21 protein-coding genes and 1 riboswitch are annotated in these 22,952 nt (G+C 71.4%); of the genes, 9 read left to right on the top strand and 12 right to left on the bottom strand.

The features are described from left to right. The first annotated feature begins 79 nt into the window (after nt 1-79). Nucleotides 80-1,246, top strand: a complete 1,167-nt coding sequence (locus OG788_RS05435) for an ATP-binding protein (protein WP_406369332.1) — start codon at nt 80-82, stop codon at nt 1,244-1,246. A 190-nt stretch (nt 1,247-1,436) separates the two neighbouring features. Here OG788_RS05435 and gndA read toward each other — a convergent pair whose 3' ends face one another. The 3 genes from gndA to OG788_RS05420 form a co-directional block, all read right to left on the bottom strand. After that, entirely contained in the window at nt 1,437-2,879 is a 1,443-nt protein-coding gene (gene gndA, locus OG788_RS05430) for an NADP-dependent phosphogluconate dehydrogenase (protein WP_351546566.1), read from the bottom strand. 526 nt (nt 2,880-3,405) lie between these two features. After that, a complete protein-coding gene (gene thiD, locus OG788_RS05425; protein WP_406369331.1) occupies nt 3,406-4,203 on the bottom strand; it encodes a bifunctional hydroxymethylpyrimidine kinase/phosphomethylpyrimidine kinase in 798 nt (265 codons plus the stop codon). A 108-nt stretch (nt 4,204-4,311) separates the two neighbouring features. Further along, a complete protein-coding gene (locus tag OG788_RS05420; protein ID WP_406369330.1) occupies nt 4,312-5,712 on the bottom strand; it encodes a purine-cytosine permease family protein in 1,401 nt (466 codons plus the stop codon). Continuing rightward, a riboswitch (TPP riboswitch) is annotated at nt 5,704-5,798 on the bottom strand. Its footprint overlaps the gene before it by 9 nt. A gap of 275 nt (nt 5,799-6,073) precedes the next feature. Here OG788_RS05420 and OG788_RS05415 point away from each other — a divergent pair. Further along, the gene (locus OG788_RS05415) at nt 6,074-6,907 is read left to right on the top strand and encodes an alpha/beta hydrolase (protein ID WP_351546558.1); all 834 of its coding nucleotides are present in this window, start codon (nt 6,074-6,076) and stop codon (nt 6,905-6,907) included. Between the two features lie 333 nt (nt 6,908-7,240). Here OG788_RS05415 and OG788_RS05410 read toward each other — a convergent pair whose 3' ends face one another. Next, nucleotides 7,241-8,068 carry a hypothetical protein gene (locus OG788_RS05410; RefSeq protein WP_406369329.1) on the bottom strand — a complete coding sequence of 276 codons (828 nt, stop codon included), beginning with the start codon at nt 8,066-8,068 and terminating at the stop codon, nt 7,241-7,243. A gap of 308 nt (nt 8,069-8,376) precedes the next feature. Between OG788_RS05410 and OG788_RS05405 the strand changes: the two genes are divergently transcribed. Together OG788_RS05405 and OG788_RS05400 are read left to right on the top strand one after the other, a co-directional pair. Further along, the gene (locus OG788_RS05405) at nt 8,377-9,753 is read left to right on the top strand and encodes a phospholipase (RefSeq protein ID WP_406369328.1); all 1,377 of its coding nucleotides are present in this window, start codon (nt 8,377-8,379) and stop codon (nt 9,751-9,753) included. Between the two features lie 771 nt (nt 9,754-10,524). Further along, entirely contained in the window at nt 10,525-10,920 is a 396-nt protein-coding gene (locus OG788_RS05400) for a DUF5994 family protein (RefSeq protein ID WP_406369327.1), read from the top strand. A 154-nt stretch (nt 10,921-11,074) separates the two neighbouring features. Here OG788_RS05400 and OG788_RS05395 read toward each other — a convergent pair whose 3' ends face one another. Together OG788_RS05395 and OG788_RS05390 are read right to left on the bottom strand one after the other, a co-directional pair. After that, nucleotides 11,075-11,668, bottom strand: coding sequence for a hypothetical protein (locus OG788_RS05395; RefSeq protein WP_406369326.1), 594 nt, complete (start codon nt 11,666-11,668; stop codon nt 11,075-11,077). A gap of 129 nt (nt 11,669-11,797) precedes the next feature. Then, nucleotides 11,798-12,373: a DUF5994 family protein gene (locus tag OG788_RS05390; RefSeq protein WP_406369325.1), complete on the bottom strand. Its 576-nt coding sequence runs from the start codon at nt 12,371-12,373 to the stop codon at nt 11,798-11,800. Between the two features lie 1,061 nt (nt 12,374-13,434). On the opposite strand from OG788_RS05390, the gene OG788_RS05385 reads away from it, so the two are divergent. Further along, nucleotides 13,435-14,358, top strand: a complete 924-nt coding sequence (locus OG788_RS05385; RefSeq protein WP_406369324.1) for an aldo/keto reductase — start codon at nt 13,435-13,437, stop codon at nt 14,356-14,358. A 41-nt stretch (nt 14,359-14,399) separates the two neighbouring features. On the opposite strand, the gene sph is transcribed toward OG788_RS05385, so the two are convergent. Together sph and OG788_RS05375 are read right to left on the bottom strand one after the other, a co-directional pair. After that, nucleotides 14,400-15,386: a sphingomyelin phosphodiesterase gene (gene sph, locus OG788_RS05380; RefSeq protein ID WP_406369323.1), complete on the bottom strand. Its 987-nt coding sequence runs from the start codon at nt 15,384-15,386 to the stop codon at nt 14,400-14,402. A gap of 301 nt (nt 15,387-15,687) precedes the next feature. Continuing rightward, complete coding sequence (locus tag OG788_RS05375) at nt 15,688-16,488, bottom strand: phosphatase PAP2 family protein (RefSeq protein WP_406369322.1); 801 nt, start codon at nt 16,486-16,488, stop codon at nt 15,688-15,690. Between the two features lie 420 nt (nt 16,489-16,908). On the opposite strand from OG788_RS05375, the gene OG788_RS05370 reads away from it, so the two are divergent. Next, complete coding sequence (locus OG788_RS05370; protein ID WP_406369321.1) at nt 16,909-17,301, top strand: VOC family protein; 393 nt, start codon at nt 16,909-16,911, stop codon at nt 17,299-17,301. 52 nt (nt 17,302-17,353) lie between these two features. Next, a complete protein-coding gene (locus tag OG788_RS05365; protein ID WP_406369320.1) occupies nt 17,354-18,418 on the top strand; it encodes an adenosine deaminase in 1,065 nt (354 codons plus the stop codon). A 24-nt stretch (nt 18,419-18,442) separates the two neighbouring features. Here OG788_RS05365 and OG788_RS05360 read toward each other — a convergent pair whose 3' ends face one another. After that, nucleotides 18,443-18,949, bottom strand: a complete 507-nt coding sequence (locus OG788_RS05360; RefSeq protein ID WP_406369319.1) for a DinB family protein — start codon at nt 18,947-18,949, stop codon at nt 18,443-18,445. Between the two features lie 218 nt (nt 18,950-19,167). Continuing rightward, complete coding sequence (locus tag OG788_RS05355; protein WP_351546527.1) at nt 19,168-20,061, bottom strand: LysR family transcriptional regulator; 894 nt, start codon at nt 20,059-20,061, stop codon at nt 19,168-19,170. 146 nt (nt 20,062-20,207) lie between these two features. Here OG788_RS05355 and mgrA point away from each other — a divergent pair, with 146 nt between their 5' ends. Beyond that, complete coding sequence (gene mgrA, locus OG788_RS05350; RefSeq protein WP_406369318.1) at nt 20,208-21,200, top strand: L-glyceraldehyde 3-phosphate reductase; 993 nt, start codon at nt 20,208-20,210, stop codon at nt 21,198-21,200. Nucleotides 21,201-21,403: 203 nt separating this feature from the next. Here mgrA and OG788_RS05345 read toward each other — a convergent pair whose 3' ends face one another. Both OG788_RS05345 and OG788_RS05340 read right to left on the bottom strand, forming a co-directional pair. Continuing rightward, nucleotides 21,404-21,691 (bottom strand): DUF1905 domain-containing protein, encoded by a 288-nt coding sequence (locus OG788_RS05345; RefSeq protein ID WP_351546522.1) that lies wholly within the window; start codon nt 21,689-21,691, stop codon nt 21,404-21,406. Between the two features lie 85 nt (nt 21,692-21,776). Further along, nucleotides 21,777-22,154 (bottom strand): nuclear transport factor 2 family protein, encoded by a 378-nt coding sequence (locus OG788_RS05340; protein ID WP_406369317.1) that lies wholly within the window; start codon nt 22,152-22,154, stop codon nt 21,777-21,779. A gap of 365 nt (nt 22,155-22,519) precedes the next feature. Here OG788_RS05340 and OG788_RS05335 point away from each other — a divergent pair, with 365 nt between their 5' ends. Next, entirely contained in the window at nt 22,520-22,930 is a 411-nt protein-coding gene (locus tag OG788_RS05335; protein ID WP_351546517.1) for a hypothetical protein, read from the top strand. Nucleotides 22,931-22,952: the final 22 nt, after the last annotated feature.

Here is a 22,952-nt window from a genome sequence, read left to right as displayed (position 1 = left end):
TGAAGGGGCTCTGACCTGGTGTTTTTCGAGTATTTGCGTAATCTGGGGGCACTGCCGGACACGCTCGGAGGGGGACCGCATGCATGAGGAAGCCGGCCAGTACGACGCTTCCCACATCCAGGTGCTGGAGGGGCTGGAGGCCATCCGGAACCGGCCCGGAATGTACGTCGGCTCGACCGGTGTACGCGGCCTGCATCAGGTGGTGTTCGAGGTCGCCGGACGGGCGGTGAACGAGGTCCTGGCGGGCCGCGCCGGCGCCGTCGACATCGCGCTCACGTCCGACGGCGGCGTGCGGGTCGCCGACGACGGCCCGGGCATCCCGGTCGAGGCCGACGCGGACGACGGCAGTGCCGGGCTCGAAGCCCTGCTGACCCGTCCGTTCGCCTGGACGGACCTCGGTGGCCGTCACAACGCGGCCATGAGCGCCTTCGGTATGGGGCCTTGTGTCACCAACGCCCTCTCGAGCCGCCTGACGGTCGAGGTGCGGCGCGCGGGCGTCCGCTGGGTGCAGGAGTACACACGCGGTGTCTCACCCACCCCGCCCACCGACACCGGGCCGGCGGCCGGAAGCGGGACCACCATCGTCTTCTGGCCCGACCCCGAGATCTTCGAGACGACGGAGTGCTCGTTCGACGTACTGGCCCAGCGCTTCAGGGAACTGGCCCATCTGCACGGGGGCTTGGACATCTCGCTCCGTGACGAGCGCTCGCCGGGCGGGCCCCGGTCGGAGCGGTTCCGGTATCCGGGCGGAGCACGGGACCTTGTCGCCTTCCACGGCGCGCGGGCGGGGGTGCCCGTTCACCCGGACGTCATCGCCTTCGAACGGGAGGACCCACGGATGGAGGGGACGGTGGAGGTGGCCCTCCAGTGGAGCGAATCCCGTCAGGAGGGTGTCCGGGGCTTCGCCAACAGCCTGCCCACCCCCGAAGGCGGCGCGCACGTGGCGGGCTTCCGCCGGGGGATGACAGCCGCGGTCAACGCGTACGCACGCGAGATGAGGCAACGGGCGGCGGCGGACCCCGACCTCGACGCCGACCGGATCGGCCAGGGCCTGACAGCGGTCGTGTCCGTCAAGTTGGACCGTCCCGAGTTCCGGGGCGCCACGCGTGGCCGGCTCGTCGGTGACACCGTGCGCTTCTGCGTCGCCGACGCCGTCCGGGAACACCTCGGCGCCTGGCTCAAGGGACACCCGGACCAGGGCGCGGCCATCATCGGCCGGATGTGCCAGGGCACCGGCCGGAACTGAGGGCCTCGACGGATCACCCGCCGGGCCCCGACCGGTTGCTCGCGACCGTGTGCGCGCCGACAGGGCCGAGGACCTCCTCCCGGCCTGCCGACGTGCTGTGTCTCCGCGTCTGCGTTCACGTGGGGCGGGCCGGACATCCGTCGCCGCGGATGTCCGGCCCGCCCCTCACCGGCTCATCGCCGGGCGGAGGTCACAGGACCTCGGTCTCACTCCGGGCGGCCTCGCCCCACAGCGTGTGGAAGCTGCCCTGACGGTCGGTGCGCCGGTAGGTGTGGGCGCCGAAGAAGTCGCGCTGGCCCTGGGTGAGGGCGGCCGGCAGACGGTCGGCGCGCAGGGTGTCGTAGTACGACAGGGCCGCGGAGAAGGCGGGCACCGGGACGCCTCGGCGGGTGGCCGTGGAGATGACCTCGCGCCACGGGACCTGGGCGTCCTTGATCTCGGTCGCGAACCCGGCGTCCGAGAGCAGGCTGATCAGGCCGGGATCGACGGCGTACGCGGCGCGGATGCGGTCGAGGAACGCCGCGCGGACGATGCAGCCGCCGCGCCAGATCTTCGCCACCTCGCCGAGGTCGATGTCCCAGCCGTACTCGGCGGCGGCGTCCAGGATCATCTTCCAGCCCTGGTCGTACGCGATCAACTTCGATGCGTACAGGGCGTGTTCGACCTGGCTGGTGAACCGCTCGGCCTCCGTTCCCGACAGGTCCCAGTGGGTGCCGCCGGGCAGGCCTTGGTAGGCGGCGCGCAGTCCGGCCTGGCTGGAGGCGGCGCGGGCGAAGGTCGCCTGCGCGATGGCGGTGACCGGGGAGCCGAGATCGAGGGCGGTCTGCACGGTCCAGCGGCCGGTGCCCTTCTGTCCGGCGGCGTCGACCACGACGTCCACGAACGGCTCCCCGGTCGCGGCGTCCGTGTGCGCGAGGACCTCGGCGGTGATCTCGATCAGGTACGAGTCGAGACGGCCCTTGTTCCAGCGCCGGAAGATCTCCGCGATCTGCGCCGGCGTGTAGCCGCCGACGCGGCGGAGCAGGTCGTAGGCCTCGCCGATCAGCTGCATGTCGGCGTACTCGATGCCGTTGTGCACCATCTTGACGAAGTGCCCGGCACCGTCCGTGCCGATGTGCGTGGCACAGGGCTCGCCGTCCACCTTGGCGCTGATCGACTCGAACATCGGGCCGAGCGAGGCGTACGACTCCGGGGAGCCGCCGGGCATGATGCTCGGCCCGTGCAGGGCGCCCTCCTCGCCGCCGGACACACCCGCGCCGACGAAGTGGATGCCGCGCTCGCGCAGCGACTGTTCACGACGCCGGGTGTCGGTGAAGTGGGCGTTGCCGCCGTCGATGATCATGTCGCCGGTCTCCAGCAGCGGCGCGAACTCCTCGATGACGGCGTCGGTGGCCGCACCCGCCTGCACCATGATCATCAGGCGGCGGGGGCGCTCCAGCGCCGCCACGAACTCCTCGGCCGACTCGGCCGCCACGAAGGCGCCCTCATGCCCGAACTCCTCGACGAGTGCCTTGGTGCGAGCGGGGGTGCGGTTGTGGACGGCGACGGTGTAGCCGTTCCGGGCGAAGTTGCGGGCCAGATTGCGGCCCATCACCGCGAGCCCTGTGACGCCGATCTGCGCGGTCGCCTTCATGGTGTGCTCCTTGGATCCGGATCTGCCTCCCCGCGTACCTGACGGGCGAGCAGACGACTGTCGCTGTGCCGATCAGTACGCACGACAGGGGGCGGGGTGTTCACCGTCGGAGGCAGGTGGTGCGGCGCAGCGGGCGCTCGGTTCTCCGGGCGGCACCCGGACCCGACCGCTCCGGTCTTCCGGGTGGCACCCGGACCCGGCCGTTCCGGGCTTTCGGGTGGCACCAGGACCCGACCGTTCCGGTCTTTCGGGCGGTATCCGGACTCGACCGCTCCGGTGTTCTGGACGAAACCCGGGCCCGACCTTTCCGGTCTTCTGGATGGCACCCGGACCCGACTGCTCCGGTGTTCGGGACGGCACTCGCACCTGCCGATCCGGACCCAGGGCAGGGAACTGCCTCGGCCGCTCCGCGCGCCGGAGAGCGACCGGCCCAGGCGCGCCGGAGAGCGACCGGACCCAGACATTGCGCGCCGTCGGGAAGGCGCCGGACGAGACGGGTGCCGCGCCGGCGGGAAAGCGCCCGGACTCAGACGCTGCGGCGCAGGCGCCACCCGTGGTCCACCGGCCCGATACCGGCGCCGAGCGCGAACCCTGCCTCGATGGCGGCGGTCACGTACTCCTTGGCCCGCCGAACGGCGTCCGGCACCGACAGGCCCTCGGCCAGGCCCACCGCGACGGCCGAGGCGAGCGTGCACCCGGTGCCGTGCGTGTGGCGGTTGTCGTGGCGCGGGGCCCGCAGCCAGTGCTCCGCCGTTCCGTCGGTGAGCAGATCGACGGCCTGTCCCGGCAGATGACCGCCCTTCACCAGCACCCACCGGGGACCGTAGGCGAGCATCCGGTCGGCGGCCCTGCGCATGCCCTCCTCGTCCTTCACCTTCACCCCGGTGAGTTGGGCGACCTCGTCGAGATTCGGGGTGGCCACCGTCGCCCGCGGCAGCAACCGGGTCCGTACGGCGTCCAGCGCGTCGTCGGCCAGCAGCCGGTCCCCGTGCTTGGAGACGCTCACCGGGTCCACGACCACCGGGGCGGCCAGGTCGGACAGCAACGTGGCGACCGTGGTGACGAGTCCGGGCGACGACAGCATTCCGGTCTTCACGGCCTGGACGCCGATGTCGTCGACGACGCTGCGGTACTGGGCGCGCACCGCCTCCTCGGACAGTTCCCAAGCACCCTGCACACCCACGGAGTTCTGCGCCGTCACCGCGGTGAGCACGCTCATCCCATGGGCGCCCAGCGCCAGCATCGTCTTCAGGTCGGCCTGGATGCCGGCGCCTCCGCCGGAGTCGGATCCGGCGATGGTCAGGACGCGGGGCGGCGTGGTCATACGAGATGTTCCTCTCGGATTCGGCTTCGGGCGCGAGTCCCTTCCGGCCGGCGGAGCGACGAACGGGCGCGTCGGACAGGCCCGTCGGAAAGGCCTGTCCGACGGTTCCTAGGCGCGGCGGCGCAGCCGCAGCGGGGCGTAGAGGGCGAGGGCGACGAGGAACGCCACGTAGTAGGAGAGGTCGGCGCCGTGCAGCGCGTCGGCGACGGGACCGACGTACAGGCTGGTGTCCATGAACGGCACGGCCGCGCCGAACGCCCCGACGAAGGCGACCAGTGACACCCGTCCGGAGCGCGGGCGGGCGGTCTCGACGGCGAGGTCCACCGGGGCGCCGCCGCGCTCCCGCCCGCGGGCGATCCAGTCGACGACGACGATCGCGACGAACCCGGGGATCCAATAGCCCACGAACAGCAGCACGTTCTGGAAGCGGGCCGTGGTGTCGGCAGCGTGCATCCACAGCACCAGGGGGAAGCCGAGCCCGGCGGCCAGCGCGGCGGCCACCGGACGCGGTATCCGCACGCCCAGGGTCTGCAGGGCCAGCGAACCGCTGTAGTCGTTCATCGCGTTGCTGCACACCGCCGCCAGCGCCACGGCCAGCAGCCCGAACGCGCCCGCCGCCCCGCCGCCCAGCAACACGTCGACGCCCGCCGCCGTCTGGTCGGTCAGCACGGACGCGCCCCACAGCCCGAGTACCTGAACAGCCACGAAGGACACCACGAGGCCGAGCAGGGTGTACCAGAACATCCGCGGACGGGAGGTGGCACGCGGCAGATAGCGGCTGAAGTCACTGGCGTACGGCGCCCAGGACAGCGAGAGGCTGAGCGCGATGGTGCTGGTCAGGACGAACGCGCCCGCGCGGTCGGCTCCGGTGGCGGCTCCCGTCGCGGCGGGGTGGACGCCGTCGAGCATGCGCCAGGCGATCACCGCGAAGGCGGCGGCGAGCACGAACGTCATGACGATCTGGAGGCGGTGGATCGCTTCGTAGCCGAGGACACCCAGGGCCCCCTGGGCAACCATCATGACCAGCACGCCGAGCCAGAACGGCCAGCCGCACAGCCGGGCCAGCGCGTCCCCGCCGAACAGGCCGATCAGCGCGTCCCAGGCGACCGAGGACAGCCACTGGAGCATCCCGGGCAGCACCACCGCCCGGCCGAACGCGAGCCGTGCGAGGGGAAGTTGGCCGGTGCCGGTGAGGCCGCCCCAGGTGCTGAGGTAGGCGGTGGGCAGCGCGCCGAGCACGGTACCCAGGACGACCGCCGCGAGGGCGGCGGTGAAGTCCAGGCCGAGCGCGATGCCGATGGTGCCGGTGAACACGCCCGTCATCGTCAGGTTCGGGGCGAACCACACGGTGAACAGGCGCCCGGCCCCGCCGTAGCGGTTGTTCTCCGGGACCGGCTCGATGCCGTGCCCCTCCACCCGCAGGTCCCCGGGTGCGGCAGGCATCCGTCCGTCGAAGACGGCGGGCCGGCTGTCGACGGGCAGCCCGTCGGAAACATGCGCCAATGGCATGGAAGACATCCCTCCGCCAGTACGAACTGGTTCAGGTTCGACGGGTGTGATCTCAGCCCCCGGAGGGGGCACCCCGTGTCCGGTACGACGGACACAGTAACCTCATCCCCCCGCTCCTGTGTACGGCGGAGGCGCCGGCCCCGGGACACGGATCCCCGCAGGGGAGCCACCCCCTCGGCCCTTCGCGCCACCCACCTGGAGCAGGACGCGACCGAACACATCCGATTCATCCGGGTGGCCCGGCCGCACCTTCCCGCAGCGCGGTGCGTGCCGCCCCTCGGTACTGTCGGAAGTGATCGCCGCTCGCTCTCCGCTCCCGGGTTCCCGGACCCGGTGGCCGGGCGGAAGGAGGCAGGGTGCCGTGACCGTGATCTCCCTGAAGTCCGCGCAGGTGCGGGAAGGGCTCACCCTCCCGTACGCCGAAGCCGGTTATCCCAGCGGTACACCGGTCGTCTTCGTGCACGGTCTGGCCGACTCCTGGTGGTCCTTCGAGCCCCTCCTGAGGCGCCTTCCGGCATCCCTGCACGGCTACGCGCCCACACAGCGCGGACACGGCGATGCGGACCGGCCTCCCGAGGGCTACACTCCCGACGATTTCGCCGCCGACCTGGTGGCCTTCCTCGACGCGGCCGACATCCCTCGCACGATTCTGGTCGGGGCGTCCAGCGGTGGCGTACCGGCCCGGATCGTCGCCGGCAGCCACCCCGACCGCATCGCCGGCCTGGTTCTGCTCGGCGTCCCCGGAACCCTGGCGGACAAGCCGGCGGCGGCCGAGACGCGGGAGGCGGCGGAAGGCCTCGCCGATCCCGTACCCCGCGCGTTCGTCGAGGACTTCATGGCGGGCACGGCGGCCCGCCCGATCGCCCGCGGGTTCATCGAGACCATGGTCGAGGAGAGCCTCAAACTCCCCGCGTACGTCTGGAAGGAGACCGTGGGCGGACTCCTCGACGCCGATCTGGGCGCGACCCTCGCGGGCATCCTGGTGCCCACGCTCGTCATCTGGGGCGACCAGGACGAGTATCTGCCCCGCGAGGACCAGCAGACCATCCTGAACGCCGTGCACGGCGCCGACTTCCTCGCCTACGAGGGCACCGGCCATGTCGTCCACTGGGAAGAGCCCGAACGCGTGGTCGCCGACATCGCCGCCTTCGCCGCGCGGATCGCGCACCCCGGCACTCCCTCCGGCACCACCTGACGTCGCCCGACGGTACGGATGACATCGTCCGACGGGCACTGCCCGGCGTAGCCGGGAGCGTGAACGGCGGCGCGCCGCAACCGCGTTGGACGGTCCGTGGGTGACTTCACCGGGCGGGGCCGCGAGCAGCGAAGGCGGCCGTCGGGTGGGGGCATCCGCCGGCCGTGGGGCTCCCGCCGGAGCCCGGCCGAGGGCGGCGCGGGGGAGCACCGGCGGAGGCACGAGGCGGCCCGGGGGTGGGCGGCGCGAGGTGCGGTGCGAGGGTCGCCGCGGGGCCCGGCGGAAGGGCGGGTGGTCGGGTCGACCGTGCCCGCTCTCCCACCGGGCTCCGGGTCAGCCGAGCTTGGCCGTCTGCGCCTCGATGAGCGCGGCCGGCACGCTGTAGGCAGCCGCCTTGCCGTCGCCGGCCAGGGCCGCGAGGCTGAGCGAGTAGTACGTCGCGACGGTGTTGCCGTGACGCGCGACCTCGGCGTGCACGGTCAGCGGGGATCCCTCCGCGTCAGCGGTCGTTGCGAACGCCACCGACTCGTCACCGTTCCCGGAGGCCTTCTCCCCCGCGACCTTCGAGAACTTCTGCGGCCCGTCCTTGCCTGTGGCGGTGAACCCGCCGCCACAGCCCTCGATCGCCTCGGAGACCGACGACATGGTCTCCTTCGCGCCGTCCCCCTCGTACGAGGAGAGCGAGACGATGGTCATCGTCGAACCGAGCGCGTCGGTGACGGAGCCCAGGGCCTTCTCGAGCTCCTCCGGCGACATGTCCTCCATGTCCTTGGTGGGGGACGCGCTCGCCTTGGCCGCCGGGTCTTCCTGGGCCATGCGGTTCACGTAGGAGACCGAGTCGCCCGGCGCGAAGCCGGTGAGGACGTACGCGAGCGGTGCGCACTTCTCGTCGACGACCTTGACGTCCTTCTTGGAGTCGGCGAACGCGTCGGCCTTGTCGGCCGGACTGACCTTGAAGCCCTTGGCGTCGGCCGCCGTGATGATCAGTTTGCCCAGCTCGCTGTCGCTGAGGGGCTTCGCGGCGGCGGCCGAGTCCTTGCCGCTGCCCTTGTCGTCGGAACCCGACCCGGAGCCGCTGTCGGAGCAGCCGGTGACCAGGGCGAGGGAGAGAACGGACACAACCGCTGCGGCGCCGGTACGGGGCCGCGCGAATCTCTTCATTATTTCGAAAATTCCTTCGATGGTGGGGAGTTGCAGGGGGAGTCTGAGGTCAAGGTCAAAGGATCGTCAAGTCGGTTCGCCGGGAGAGGTCCGCTGTTCGTCCGACGCGGTGGCGGTGCGGGCGACGATCGGCCGGGGGAAGGGCACCGCGCAGTCCGACCACAAGCCCCAAGTGGCGTCAAAACAAACCGACATCGCGGACTCGGTCGGATGATGACGCCCGAGACCGACGGTTGACGCGATCCGTACCGTCGGCACTCGTCGGCACATGGCATGCTCATGCTCCCCACAGGAAGGGATCACGTGCCATGAGACCGAGCCCACGCTCCCTGCTCGCCGCCACCGCCGTACTGGGCACCGTCCTCGCCGTCCCGGCGCCCGCCGATGCCGTCGGTGCGGCAGAAGTTCCGGCCGCGGGCGCCTATTTCGTCCAGAGCGCGACCACGGGACTGAACGCCGCCGACAGTGCCGGCGCGGTCGTCCAGCACAACCCCAAGGGCAACGAGGACCACCAGCAGTGGACCCTGCGCGCGAATGGTTCCTCGACCGTTCTCGAAAGCGCTGACAGTGCGGGCAGTTGTCTGGGCCGCGCGGGCGACCAGGCCCGGACCGTGGCCTGTTCGAGCGCCGACGCCGCGTGGGAGGTGGCCCCCAGCGGCGCCGACCAGTACACGCTCAAGGTCCCTGGAACGGACCGCTACCTGACGGTCGGCGCCAAGCCGTCCGGCTCCAACTACCCCGCCCAGCTGGCGGTCGGCGCGCGGGGTGGCCTCGCCACCTGGTATCTGACCCCGGTCGCGCCTGAGACCCGGTCCATGCCGTCCCCGGATCAACGCACCCTGGACCAGGTCACGTTCCTCACGGCCCACAACGCCTACGCCAACGGAGTGGACGGAGGATTCGCGCCGCCCTTCGTCAATCTGGTGCCCAATCAGACGCGCGGCATCAGCCGGCAACTCGCCGACGGGGTGCGCGGGTTCATGCTCGACCTGCACCAGACCCCGGACGGTGCGATCCTCTGTCACAACAGCTGCACCCTTGTCAGCAGGCCGGTCGCGCTGTGGGTCGACCTCCAGCGCATGGTCGACTTCCTCAAGCAGCACCCCGACCAGTTCGTCACCGTGTTCCTGGAGGACTACGTCGATCCGGGCGTCCTGCGCGCCGAACTCGCCCGGGTGAACGGCCTGTCCGACGTTCTCTACCGCCCCGACCTGACCGGAGTGCGCGAGAACGGCTGGCCGAAGCTCGCCGACCTGACCGCCGCCGGCCGGCGCCTGCTGATCTTCACCGACCACAGCCGTTCCTCCGACGAGTCCGCCGGACTCACCCGGGACAGCTTCGGCGTCATGTACCAGCGCGAATGGACCGTCGAGAACTACTGGTCCATGGGCTCGGGCATCGGTTCCTCCGACTGGTCCTGCTACAGCCGCTGGTACGACACGGGCACGAACGTCCCGCTCACCCGCACCGAGCCGGGCTTCCGCCCCCTCTTCGTCATGAACCACTTTCGCGACGCCGCACTCTCCGGAACCGCCGCCACGGACAACACCAAACTCGCCGACCGGGCCCGCCGCTTCTGCCAGCCGGCCGCCCGCAAGAAGCCCAACTTCCTCGCCGTCGACCGCTACGACCTGGGCGACCCCGCGTCCGCGGTGAATACGCTGAACACCTACACCTATCCGTAGCCCAGTTGAGGCCGTGCGTCATGCGGCGGCCTCGGCTGCGGAGGAGTGGTCCACGCGTGGCCCGCCGGCAGTGCCGGCGGGGTCGGGGCTGTCCGGGAGCGCTCGGCTCCCGGACGGCCCGTTCCACGGCGGCCGGGCGGACCGGCCCGGAACGGTGTCCTCGGCAGGGCCCTCCACGGCTACCGGAAGCCGGGCGATCTGCGAGAAGGCCGCCAGGGAAGGGCGTGCGCAGCGGTTCCGCAAGACGTGCGGTCTGCGAAGTCCCGTTTCCCGGTGGGCGGGGTACGGTGGGTGAACCGAGGGCACGTCGTACGCCGGTGATCGGGCCGGTCTCGTCCCCGGCGCAGGACGACGCCGGGTGGCTCATGGCCCGGGGCAGGTTCCGCCCTATGACGGCCCAAGGCGTTCGCCCCGTGCCCGGGTATGCGGCGGCCGAAGTCCCCTTGCCGGTCCAGCCGGTGGATCCGGGCCGGCGACGCAGGGACCGAACCGCCGGCGAACGCTCCGAGGCCGAGCGTGGTGCCGCCCGCGCAGTGACCCGGTGCCTCGTCCATGACGAGCGGAGTGACGACGGGGGCGGAGCCGTCGACTGAGGGTCCGCGCACCCACACACGAAGCCGGCCCGAGTCCCCGGCCGCCGGTTCGCACCCCGGCCACCGAGTTCCACGAGCCCTGCCCGTCGCCCGCTCGACCGAGCCGTCCCGCTCACCGCCGGGTCACGGCACGCGAGTCATCGGCACGCCGAAGGCGTGCCCCCAGACAGGAGCTTCCATGGCCGTCGTCCTCGAACCCCTGCCCTCCCCGCCCCTCGCCCGCGTGCGGCTGGCGCCGCACAGCGCCCTGCCGCGCCGCATCGACGGGGCGTGGTGGCCCCGGTCGCGCGATCTCCTCGTCGAACTCCCGCTTCTGATCGGCATGTTGCCCCGTATGTGGGGACACATCACCGCCGTCGGCGTCAACACGGAGATGTGGCCGATGTCGCCGGGACGCATGCTCGTCGCCAACCACGTCGTTCTGCTGCGCAGGTCGGCCGGGTCGCGTGGCCGGCACACCATCTCCCTGCTCAGCGACGGCCGGGACCGTAGGGACCTGCTGGTCGTGCCGCCGGAGCTCGACGCCGCGGATGCCGAGCCGCTGATGGCGGCCGCGGCGGTCGGCGCCCGCTGACGAGACCCGGTCCCGGAGGCCCGCACCACACGTTCGGTTCGTCCGTCCGGGGACCGAGGCGGGCGTCTCTCCGCCTGCGTGCAGGACGACGCGGGCGGCACGATCCATGCACGGCCCCGGAGAGCGACGCCGCGCTCCCCGGGGCGGCACGGGATCACCGCGGCGGTCTCCGGACCCACACCTCTCGAGCGGCCCCTGCCCGGCCGGGACCGGCATCGGATCCGGAGTCGGAAGGGGCGTGGGAGCCGAGTACGCCGAGCTTCGTCCAGCCCCAGGCGTGCAAGGTCCCTGCCGCCGCGTTCTCCTGGCCGTCGTCGCCGGACGGGTCCACGGCCGCGACGACCAGATCGGTGTCGAGGCGGGCCAGCAACCACTCACCCAGGCGTGTCGCGACGCCACCGCGGCGGTGGGCGGGCAGCACCATCAACTCGGCCAGCAGAAACGTACGGCCGGAGGCGGTGAGTTCCTCGATGTCGGTGGGAAGCTCTCCTCGCAAGCCTGACCACCAGTCACCGGTTCGAGGGATCCGGTACCCGTAGGCGCAGCCGACCAGGCCACCCATGTCGGCGACCACCATGTCGAAGGCCGGGCGCTGCACATGCTGCTCGAAGCGGCTCAGAAAGCCCTGACGGTCGCGATATTCGGCGCCGGCGGCCCCGTGGTAGGCCGCGACATGGACGTCCGCGACGGCGTCCCGCTGCTGCTCGGCCTGCCATCGGGACAGCCTGCGCAAGTACACCTCTGGCATCTGAGCCTCTCCCCCCGGGGGCCGCGGGATGTTCATCCCCGGACTCGGCATCGTGGCAGCAGGAGTCGACGGGGTAAACCAGGCGTCAGACCCGAGAGTTGCCGGAGGCCACGCCGGTGACCATGGCGCTCACCGCGCCGTGATCAGGCGGCCTCGCCGGGCAGTGTCCGCCTGGTAGGAGGGGGCGTCATCCCCGTCCCCCCAGGTTTCCTCGGAATCCTGCGGCCGGTCGGCCCGGGAACCGCCGTGAAGGGTGTGTTCCGCAGCCATGAGCGCGCTCGCGGTCATCGGAGGGCCGGAGCCGTCGCTTGCGGCGGCCATCAGGCGGTCGGCTGCCGGGGTACTGGTCTCCGGGGGGATCACCAGCAGGTTCCAGCTGCCCGTTGTGTGGGAAAGCAGCAGGATCTTGTGGGGGTCCAGCTCCCTCGTGAACCAGCCGACCTTCACCACGCGACCGTTGACGGGCACACTGTCCGGGATGGCCGGCCAGTACGTCGGGTTGACGGCGATCCGGGTGATCCGTCCGGACAAGGGGTCCAATACGTCGGCCAAGGCGGAGAGTTCGTCAGCCAGGTCCCGGGAGCGGGGCCACCAGGCTCCGTCGAGAGGTCCTCGGGACGTGCTGACGGTCTTCAGCGCGAGACGAGCGGTCGGAGCCCTGAAGGGCACGATCCGCAGTGGGGTGTGGCTGGTGGTCGCGGACATCGCGCGTACCTGTCTTCCGGCTGCTGCTCGGGGCGGCGGCCCGGTGTCGTCACTCGCCGAGAACGACACCGGCATGGCGGCCGGTGTGCGAAGTACTCTCGATGCCTCCACGGTACTCCCGCGGAAGGTCGGACGGGCCTCGTCAGGACACCGGTACCGAACACCGGCCGGGACGACCGCATGCCTGTCACATGCTGCCGCCGGGATCCGCACACGGCCGACGGCGGCCTCCGCGTCGGCGGTGAGAAGCACGATGCGGATGATCAGCGGACATCCCCGGTCCTGGCTGCGACCTGCAACGGCTCCGGCGCAAACACGCCGGAGCCGCCCTTCCGGGCGGTTGCACGTGAGAGTGAACCAACCCAAAACCAACCATACTGCGGCGAGAACGGCTCGGGCATGATCCGGGCCGTTCTCTTGGCGGTCCGGATCGCGGCTCGGAGGGAGAGCCGGACGGCTTCCGCGCTCGCGGGGGCCGGGATCAGCCGCGTCGGCGGCGTCGTCGCTTGGGGAGAACGCGTACGTGAGGCCCTGTTCCGTTCGTCCTGCGACTGCTCTACTCTCCCAACAGGGCAGGCGGGACTTCGTCCGTGTCGGAATCGACGGCGCCGACGAGTCCCCTCCCCAGGCTCCCAGCCCCCGAGTCGCAATCGAGGCCGGCCGGAGCCGCATCACCGGAGAACGCGGCTCCAGCTTCCGTCCTCCCGGCGTTTCCACTCGGGGTGCTCCCGCAACCCCGCCGTCGCGGAGGGCAGCGCGCGCGGACACGATGGCCGGGGGGCCTCGCGTCCTCGCGACCACGGCCGCCGTCGTGCACCAGCGGCGGCGGCCGTCCGACGCGTGAGTCGGAGGGCCGAGGCGTTGTGGCATGCGTATGTCCCGTGCGCCGCACGGTACTTGGGAGGTCCACCTCGCGGAGCTCCGAGCCCGGTGGCCCTCATCGCTCGTGCACGCGCCGTGATCGCCTCCGCGGGAGCCGGACACGCGAACGCATCCGGTTTCGCCTCCAGGGCCGAGCAGCCGGTCGACGCGTTCCGCGGACCCCATGCGAAACTGCCCCGATGACCGCAGAAACGATCACCGCGGCAGCCGCGGGCACCTGGAGACTCGGCGAACTCACCGTCAACCGCATCGGATTCGGCGCGATGCGGCTGACGGGAAGCGCGGCCTTCCACCACGGGACGCCGAGCGACCGCGCCCGCTCGATCGCCGTGCTGCGGCGCGCGGTGGAGCTGGGCGTCGACCACATCGACACCGCCGCCTTCTACTTCTCCTCGCTGCGTTCCGCGAACGAGCTGATCAACAGCGCGCTCGCGCCGTACGCCGATGAGCTCGTCATCGCCACGAAGGTCGGGCCCTTCCGCGACTACGCGGGGGAGTGGGGCGCCGCAGCCCGGCCCGACCAACTGCGCTCCCACGTCGAGGAGAACCTGCGCCAGCTCGGCCGCGACCACCTGGACCTGGTCTACCTCCGCCGCATGGGCCAGGACTCGATCGCCGAGCACTTCGGAGCGCTCGCCGACCTGCGTGACGCGGGGCTGATCCGGCACCTCGGCATCTCCGACGTCAGGACCCGGCACCTCGACGAAGCCCGGGGCATCGCTCCGGTGGTGTCCGTGCAGAACCGGTACGGCCTCGACTTTCCGTCCCCCGAAGGCGATGCCGTCCTGCGGGCCTGCGGCGAACACGGCATCGCCTTCGTTCCGTTCTTCGCCATCGCGGGCAACGGCGGCGCGCTGGGACCGGGGGAGGGCGACGAGGCCGAGGTGACCGCCGTCGCCGAGGCGCACGACGCGACGCCCGCGCAGATCCGCCTCGCCTGGACCCTCCGGCAGGGCCCGCACGTGCTCGCCATCCCCGGCACCGGCAACCCGGACCACCTGGCCGAGAACATCGCGGCCGGCGCCCTGCGTCTGACGGACGCGCAGCTCACCCGCCTCGACGCGCTGCACACCCGGGAACCCGAGGGCACTGGGGACGAGTGAGACCGAGGGCCCCCGCCCGCCCGGGCAGGGGCCCATTGTGCTCAGCCCGCGGACGCGCTCAGCGGGTAGTGGTCGGAGAGATTCGTGTAGGTGTAGTCGGTACCCCAGCTGGACACCGTCCAGGGCGCGCACTCCTCCTTGACGACCTCGTTCTTCCAGACCGCCGGGCGCGCGTGACCGGCTCGGTGGAGGACGTAGTCGAGATCCTCGCGGGGGTCGGTCGGGTAGCGGTCCAGGGCGATCGAGTTCTCCTTCGTGTCGAAGGAGTACGGGTGCCCGGTCCGCGCGTTCGCCCCCACCAGGTCCGCGTCCGCGAGCATCGAGGCGTACTCGGTGCTTCGCGAATCGACGTTGAGGTCGCCGGCGACCAGGACCTGTTCGTCCGCCGGGATGTTCCTGGCGTCCAGGAACGCGTCGACGGCCTTGAACTGGCGGCTGCGCATCGACGCCGCCTCCCCGGTGCCACACCCGGAGTCGGTGGACTGCGCATGGGTTCCGATCACATGGACCTTGGCGCCGTTCACGTTCAACACCACATAGGCGAAGCCCTTGTTGGACCACCAGTCCGCGCCGCACGCGTCCTTGTACACGTACTGCTCCTTGTGCACGATCGGCCACTTGCTCAGCACGGTCACCCCGCCGTCCTCCGGCGTGGTCGACGAGTACGCCCCGCCCGTCGCGTCCCAGCCGCTCTTGCTGCGCCCGACGACCGGGGTCTGGTACGGGTACTCGGCCGCCGCCGCGTTCTTCAGGGCGTCCGACGCCGCGTTGTCGAACGCCTCTTGCAGGACGACGACGTCGTTCCCACGGAAGAACGAGGTCTTCGGTATCTCGGCGGCCCGGTGGTCCTGTCCCCAGTTCGGGTACAGGTTCTTGCTCATGAGGAAGACGTTGTACGTCAGCACCCTCATGGAAGGCGTCGTCGCTTCGGCCGCCGAGGCGGGTGAGGCTCCGACGAGCCCCGCTGCGGTCAGCGACAGAACAAGCATGGCTGCGCCCTGCGTACGGCGCGGTGAGGAGAGCGGCACTGGGTCTCCATGTGATTGAGGGGGGTTGAGTGGCGCCGCACATCAAATCACCCGCGATTACTGTCTGGTAACTCCCGTGCACGGATAAGGATGTCGCCGACAAGTACGTCCGGCGTCGGACCCGGTGCGATCTTCCGCAACAGGCCGCATGCCGATGCCGACGCTGGCCCCGACACCGACACCGACACCGACACCGACACCGGCACTGGCCCCGGTACGGTCCCGGCGGCCGACCAGCGGCAGGAAATGCGCCCGCTCTGGCGGCGCCGCCGTGATCAGGCGGCCTCGGCGCTGCCGCCGTTCATCCCGTGGGCCGGGGTGATCGAGGTGCCCGCGCGTTCCTCGAAGCGGAGTCGGGGGGGAGGTCACGACGGTCGTCGGGTTCGTCGTGGCGCTCCTCCGCGGTGGGTCCCGGGCGGAGGCGGGGCGCCGACGCCGGGGGGTGGACGCCGGGGAGGAAGCGTGCGCCGACGTACGCGAACAGGCTCAGCCAGCAGATCGCGAACAGCCAGCCGCCCAGGACGTCGGAGAACCAGTGAACGCCCAGGTAGACGCGTGAGAGCCCGACCAGCACGGCCCAGCCGACGCTGAGCAGGACGAGGGTCCTCTCGCACCGCGGGGCCCGGGCGAGCACCGCGAGGACGAGCAGTCCGCCGGTGACGGCGGAGGTGGTGGTGTGTCCGGAGGGGAAGGACCAGCCCGAGGCGTGGGTGGCCCAGTCCGCCATGGGAGGACGGGGGCGGGCGACCAGCGACATCACGGCGAACCGGACGGCCTGCGCGACGGCCAGACAGCAGACGCACGCGGTGACGGTGCGGACCCGCTCCCGCGCCGTCCGCCCGAGGACGAGGCCCGCCACCACGACCAGCGCGTACGGGACGACTCCCGTGCCGGTGTACGTCACGCCGCGTGCCAGGGCCAACGCCACGTCCGGGCGGTGGGCGAGGCACCAGGAGGTGATTGCCGTGTCACCGGACAAAGGGGCACCGTCGTGGCCGGTCACGATCAGCGTCAGGAGGACGAACGCGACCAGGCTTCCCGCCGCCACCACACGCACCACCGCCGTCGAACCGGCGACCTGGCCGGTGTCCGCGGGCTTCACGACGGGGTCCGAGCGGCATCGGCCTCGCGTGTGGGCGCGGGGCCCGGGGCTGCGGACATGGGTGTTGCCCCTTTCGGTGGCGGACGCGCAGGCGTCAGGAGACCTCACCCGCGGCGACCGCGATGGTGCAGTCGGTCTACACAACTGTAGACGAATCGAGGCTGGGGACGACTCCGGTGTCGCGCGCGGGTCCGGGAGCGGTTCTGCGTCGCCCGGCGGTCCGTGGTTCCCGTGTCGTGCAGGGGCCCGGGGGCACGCCTGTGTCGCCCGGCGGTCCGTGGCGGTTCCCGTGTCGTGCGGGGGCCCGGGGACGCGCCCGTGCCGCCCGGCGGAGATCGTCTTCACCGGGCGGTGATCGTCACCGAGCCGCTTGACGGGATGCCGTACGCTACGTGTTACGTATAACCCTGGAGAGGCCCGATGAGACGCATCGCCCTGGTCACCCTCGTCGTCGACGACTACGACGAGGCGATCCGCCACTACACCGAAGCCCTCGGTTTCCGCCTCGTCGAGGACACCCCGAGGCCCGACGGATCCCGCTGGGTCGTCGTCGATCCGGGCACGGACGGCGGCGGGACCGGACTGCTGCTGGCCCGGGCCAAGAACGACGCGCAACGCGGCCGGGTCGGCGACCAGACGGGCGGACGCGTCGGCTTCTTCCTGCACACCGACGACTTCGCCCGCGACCACGCCCGGATGCGCGCCGCGGGCGTGACCTTCCTGGAGGAGCCCCGCCACGAGCCGTACGGCTCGGTCGTCGTCTTCCAGGATCTGTACGGCAACCGCTGGGATCTGCTCCAGCCCGCCGAATGACCCGCCTTCCCACACCTTTCCGACCCGAACGACCTGCCGAGGAACTCCGCACATGACCGCGCCCCGCATCGACATCGACACGATCCGCCGCCTGCCGAAGGCGGTCCTGCACGACCACCTCGACGGCGGTCTGCGCCCGGCCACCCTGGTCGAGCTCGCGGAGTCGGTCGGCCACACCCTGCCCACCACGGACCCGCAGGCCCTGGCCGACTGGTACTACGAAGCCGCCAACTCCGGTGACCTGGTGCGCTACATAGCCACCTTCGAGCACACCCTCGCCGTGATGCAGTCCCGCGAGGGACTGCTGCGCACGGCCGAGGAGTACGTCCTCGACCTCGCCGAGGACGGTGTCGTCTACGGCGAGGTGCGGTATGCGCCCGAGCTGATGGTGAACGGCGGGCTGAACCTGCCCGAGGTCGTCGAGACCGTGCAGGAGGGCCTCGCCGCGGGCATGGCCAAGGCGGCCGCGGCGGGGACCCCGGTGCGCGTCGGCACCCTGCTGTGCGGCATGCGGATGTTCGACCGGACCCGGGAGATCGCCGACCTCGCGGTGGCGTTCCGGGACGGTGGAGTGGTCGGCTTCGACATCGCGGGCGCCGAGGACGGCTTCCCGCCCGCCGACCACCTGGCCGCCTTCGAGCACCTGCGGATCGAGAACGTCCCGTTCACCATCCACGCCGGTGAGGCCCACGGTCTGCCCAGCATCCACCAGGCCCTCCAGGTCTGCGGCGCCCAGCGCATCGGCCATGGCGTCCGGCTCACCGAGGACATCGTGGACGGCAAGCTCGGCCGCCTCGCGGGCTGGGTGCGCGACCGACGCATCGCCCTGGAGATGTGCCCGACCTCCAACCTCCAGACCGGCGCGGCGACCTCCATCGCCGAGCACCCCATCACCGCCCTGCGCGACCTCGGCTTCCGTGTCACCCTCAACACCGACAACCGCCTGGTGTCGGGTACGACGATGACCCGGGAGATGTCGCTCCTCGTCGAGGAGGCGGGCTGGGGCATCGAGGACCTGCGCACCGTCACGGTGAACGCGGTCAAGAGCGCGTTCATCCCCTTCGACGAGCGCAAGGCCCTCATCGAGGACGTCGTGCTTCCGGGCTACGCCTCCTGAAGTCCAGGACGCCGTGCTTCCGGGCTACGCCCGCTGGAGTCCGCGTACGTAGGCGGCCTGTCCGACGTGCTGGAGATCGTCGGACAGGACGCTGACCAGGCGTACGCCCAGGGTGACCGGCGGGTCCCAGCGTTCGTCCACGACGCGCTCGAAGTCCTGGGCGGTCAGTCCGCCGATGAACGCGAGGGTCCGCTCGTGAACGGCGTCGTAGTAGCCGATCAGCAGGTCACCCGACTCCACCCGTACCCGGGCGACCTGCGCGGACGTGTGGCCGTACCCGGTGTCGCGCAGCGGCAGGTCGAGCCCGAAGCGCTTCGCCCAGTCCTCGGTGAGCCAGACCTGCTCGGTGCCGGCGGCGTCGGCGACATGGTCGTCCTGGATACGGGTGAGATGCCAGACCAGCCAGGAGATCGGGTTGGCGGTCTCGCTGGGGCGGGTGTTGAGGTCGTCCGGCGGGAGGCCGTCGACGGCGGCATGGACTTCTTCCCGGATGCGGCCGAACGCGTCGCTGAGGATGTCCTTGGCAAGCATGGATCCACCATCGCGCATCGGGCCCGTCCCTGCGTCCGGAATCCCGCACCGTCGTGCCCGCCGACGCGTCCGCGACACCTGCCCCGCGGCGATCACGTACCCGCGACACCTCGCCCGGTGATCGCGCACCCATGCGCCTCCGCCGTGTCGCGGGCAGCCCACGGAACCGGGGTGGTACCGCGCCGGCGCCGGGTGGTCCCGTGGACACGCGGGTGGTGTCAGACGCCTTCACGGGACGTGTCGAGAAGCGTCATCAGGGCCCGCGCGGCCGGGCTCGTGGTCTCCGGCGGCGGGAGCATGGCCACCGTGTCGTACGACGCTTCCGAGACGCCCTTGAAGGGGAGAGCGGTGAGGTCGCGGGCCTCGGGCTTGAGGCCGAAGTGGCGTGGTACGACGGCGATTCCGAGGCCCTCGTGGACGAGCTCCAGAAGACTGTGGACGTCGTTGACCTCCAGGGTCACCGTCCGCTGCACGCCCGCCGCCGCGAACGCCGCGTCGGTGGTGCGCCGCGGGCCCCAGTCGGGGTGGAAGTCGACGAAGGCCTCCCCGCCCAGCTCCTCGGGCGTCACCACGGCGGCGGTCGCGAGAGGGTGCTCCGGGTGGCACAGCACGGTCAGCGGTTCACTCGTCAGCGGAACCGACCGCAGCTGCTCGGAGTCGGCCCGGGTCCGCACCGCGAAGGCCAGGTCGAGACGGCCCGCCGCGACCTCCTCCGCCAGCGCCTCGGAGCCCGCCTGCCGCAACCGGATCTCGACGTCCGGGTGACGCCGCCGGAACGCGGCCAGCAGTTTGGCGCAATGCACGCCGGCGATGCACTGTTCGGTGCCGAGGGAGAGAGTGCCGCGCAGCACACCCTGTACGGCTGCCACGGCGTCGTGCGCCGAGCGCACCTGGGCGAGGATCCGCTCCGCCTCGACGAGCAGGGCGCGACCGGCCTCCGTGAGGGTGACCCGGCGGGTCGTACGGACGAACAGCGGCGCCTGAAGCTCCCGCTCCAGCGCGCGGATCGACGACGACAGGCCCGACTGCGACACCATCAGCCGCTCCGCCGCCCGGGTGAAGTGCCGGTCCTGGGCGACGGCGACGAAGTGCTGAAGATGGCGGAGTTCCATGAGGCACAAGCCTAGACGCCGAGGTGGGGGCGTCGGCACCGATTGAGAAGCGGGAGCGCTCAATGCCATCCGATCCTCCCGTTGGACCGCCGCCCCCGGGCGCGCGAGAGTGGAGGCCTGATCCCCCGGCCTCCCAGGAGCACGCGTTGTACACCGCACACCCCGACCGCTACGCGGACATGCCCTACCGGCGCACCGGACGCAGCGGCCTGAAGCTCCCCGCGCTGTCGCTCGGCCTGTGGCACAACTTCGGCCCCGACCGGCCCGTGGACATCCAGCGCGCGATCCTGCGCCGCGCCTTCGACCTGGGCGTCACCCACTTCGACCTGGCCAACAACTACGGCCCGCCGCCCGGCGCCGCCGAGTCCGCCCTCGGTGACGCGCTGAAGGCCGACTTCGCGCACCACCGCGACGAGCTCATCGTCTCCACCAAGGCCGGATACCTGATGTGGCCGGGCCCGTACGGCGAATGGGGCTCGCGCAAGTACCTGCTGTCCTCGCTCGACCAGAGCCTGGGCCGCCTGGGCCTCGACTACGTCGACATCTTCTATTCGCACCGTCCCGACCCGGAGACTCCCCTCGAGGAGACGATGGGCGCCCTGCACTCGGCGGTCCAGCAGGGCAAGGCGCTGTACGTCGGCGTCTCCAACTACTCGGCGGAGCAGACCCGCGACGCCGCCCGCATCCTGGCCGAGCTGGGCACCCCACTGCTCATTCACCAGCCGCGCTACTCGATGCTCGACCGCCGCCCGGAGGACGAGGGCCTGCTGGACACGCTCGACGAGCTCCAGGTGGGTTCCATCGCGTACTCGCCGCTGGAGCAGGGCCTTCTCACCGGCCGCTACCTCGACGGCATCCCGGAGGACTCGCGGGCCGCGAGCGACAGCCCGTTCCTGAGCGCGGACACGGTCACCGAGGACCTCGTGGGCCGTCTGCGGACCCTCGACGAGATCGCCAAGTCCCGCGGCCAGTCGCTGGCCCAGCTGGCACTCGCCTGGGTGCTGCGCGGCGGCCGGGTCACCTCCGCCCTGATCGGCGCGAGCAGCCCGCGGCAGCTGGAGGACAGCGTCGCGGCGATCGGCAACCTGGAGTTCACCGCGGACGAGCTCGCCCGGATCGACGCGGTGGTCAAGGCGTAGGCCTACGGCGGTAGGGCGGTAGGGCGGTAGGGCGGTAGGGCGGCACGGCGGACCGACGGCTGGTCAGGCTTTCACCCATACCCCGCGGGGGCGGTCGCCCGCCTCCGTGGGGCATGGCGGCGCCCGGCGCCGGGCCTCGCGAGCCGCGGCCTTCCGCGCGGCCACGCGTGTCGCCACCGGTTCGGACACCGCCGTCCGCACCGCTACGCGGTGAGCCGTTCCTCCAGGCGTACGGTCACCGTGTCGCCCTCCTCCTTCCCGATGGCCTTGCGCACGTCGGCCTTGACCGGCAGCTTGTGGGTGCCGTCGCCGAGTGCCATGAACGAACTGCGGAAGGGCCGGCCGTCGATCGTGCCGCTGACCTTGACCAGTCCCCGGGTGCCGAAGAACGCGACGGACTCCGGCCAGACGACGTAGGTCCAGCCGCCCTTCTCGGGGCTCTTCCGCAGCACCGCCGTGAATTCCGCGTCGACCTTGCCCGCCGTGCTCATCTCGTCCTCCCGGTCCGGTGATCGTCCCTTCAAGAGACCACCGGGAGCGGGAAAACTCATCGCGAGAGGCCGGGTGCGGCGCGAGTCAGGCTGGAACGCGGTCCAGGAAGCCGTACACGCTCCGGATCCGGCCCTCGCCGTCCAGGACGATCACGTCGAATCCGGCGACGGGCGCCGAGCCGTCCGCCTCGCTGACCAGCTCCCAGCCGAAGCGGGCCGTGTCGTGGTGCCCGTCGACAGGGCCCAGCAGGCGGAAGGCGAAGCCCGGGAACTGCTCGTGCGCCGCGGTGATCGTGGCCGCGATCTGCTCGTGCCCGCGGATATCGGCGAGCGGGTCGGTGTACCTGCCGTCCGGGGCCCAGGCGGCGGCCACCGCTTTCGCCAGCGTGTCCTGCCCGCCCGCGTTCCAGGCCTCGAAGTAGCGGGTGACGGCGGTCTCGTAGCGGTCGGTGTTCGCGGACATGGTGAACCAGCCTCCATCGAGGGACGTATTCATGGTCGGGGTCCGTATCCCGGGCCGTCGTGCCGCTCCGGGATGCGTTACGACCACCCTGCCGGGCAGCGCGCGGAGCGTCGATTACCCCGCGGGTAATGCCCCGGACCCGGCCTCTCGGGGCCCGGTACGCCGTCGGTGCCGTTTCGGCCAAAGCCCGCGGTGAATATGCCAAGAGACTGGCTGGAATCACATGGTGACAGTGTGTCAGTAGTGACGATACTCAATCACTAGGGCAATTCAGCCACGCCCGGGCACCAGTACGGTGCACTGCACATGAGCCGCAGGGAAAGTGAGGCCGGACCGGCGACGAGCGACGCCAATGGGGGAAGATCGTGCACGACGAATTCCTGTGCCACGTCACCGCGTACGGCATCTGCGGCGGTCAGCGAGTCGGCGTACCCCTGGGCACCTATCGCGCGCCGACCCTCGCGCTGGCCCTGTGGTGGATGCGGGACCGGGCGATCTGGATGGCCGAACGGCTCGATCCGCAGCCCGAGGATCCCACCTTTCCGCCCAACTCCATCGCACCGGTGGGGGAGAGCGTCCCCGACGTGCCGACGATGTTGCGCGCCTGGTGCGGTGACTCGGCGCAACAAGAGCTGGTGGCGGACGAATTGGCCGCGGGAAGACTCGTCCGCGTCTCCACCAACGACGACACCACCGAATACGAACTGCTCGCGGAATCGGTGGACGCGGTGCGCATGCACCGCACCGCCGCGGTGCTGGGCATCTCCGCCGCCTGACCGTTGGCGCGCTGCGGCCGCT

It is taken from the genome of Streptomyces sp. NBC_00647 (assembly GCF_045207245.1).
In the GTDB taxonomy this organism is placed as follows: domain Bacteria; phylum Actinomycetota; class Actinomycetes; order Streptomycetales; family Streptomycetaceae; genus Streptomyces.
The sequence above is the reverse complement of the archived record's forward strand: the minus strand, read 5'-3'. Positions and strand labels throughout refer to the sequence as shown.